Source organism: Vibrio sp. YT-19(2023) (assembly GCF_033337395.1).
The window spans coordinates 1-897 of sequence record NZ_JAWOQN010000252.1; the positions used below are offsets into that span (position 1 = coordinate 1).

Genomic DNA, 897 nt, shown 5'->3' on the forward strand with positions numbered 1-897 from the left:
TTGGTGTTGTTTAAGTCATAAGAGAAGTTGTACTTGCCGCCTACTTTCAGCTCTTCACCGCCCACTTGTAACGGATCCATTTGCGCTTCGTTGGTTTTCGACAAGTCCGCGTTAGCGCTCTTCGTCGCACTGGTGGTTTCATCTAACGTGACTGTGATGATGTCGCCAATGCCGCGAGGTTTAGAATCATCATACAAATCGGTAATGTGCTCTGGGCTAAACAGAGAACCCGTCGCCGCAGCATAATGCTCAGGCTTTTGTTTTGGATGGATTGGAGCCCACGCAGGATCACCAGCAACCGGATCATTTCTGCCACGCAGTGTATCAACGATGCCGCTACTCTCGTCTTTCGACTTATCGCCTTCAACCGCATCCACAACGGTAGTCGCTTGCGTCACTTCATCCGTTTCGATGGGTTCTAACATCGCACAGCCAGACATGGTTGTGATCAGCGCAAGTAAACAGATACGTTTCATTATGAGCTCCTTAATGGCTAACTTTCGCCGTTACAACTGCTGGTTAACGAAGCTCATCATCTTATCGACAGACGAGATCACTTTAGAGTTCATTTCGTACACGCGCTGAGCTTCTATCATGTTGACCAATTCTTCTGTCACGTTTACGTTAGAGGCTTCTAGCATCGATTGGCGAATTTCACCCAAACCGTCCAAACCCGGAACACCTTCTTGCGGGTCGCCACTTGCGCCTGTTGGCAAGTAAAGGTTCTGACCGATTGGCTCTAGGCCTCCTGGGTTAACAAAGTCTGTAATAGTCAACTGGCCAACGACTTGGTTATCTTGCTTACCACGTACGCGCACAGATACTGCACCGTCCGTACCGACAGTAATAGAAATCGCATCTTCTGGAATCACAATTTCAGGTTCTACTGGATAACCA

Annotated in this window: 2 protein-coding genes; both read right to left on the reverse strand. The window is 48.4% G+C overall.

The window, feature by feature from the left end; genetic code table 11:
• The coding region (locus tag R7E78_RS25225) for a flagellar basal body L-ring protein FlgH (protein WP_318058484.1) at positions 1 to 476 on the reverse strand (476 nt) is incomplete at its 3' end.
• Between the two features lie 30 nt (positions 477 to 506).
• Positions 507 to 897, reverse strand: a 391-nt coding sequence (locus tag R7E78_RS25230) for a flagellar hook-basal body complex protein (protein WP_318058485.1), incomplete at its 5' end; no start/stop codon positions are given.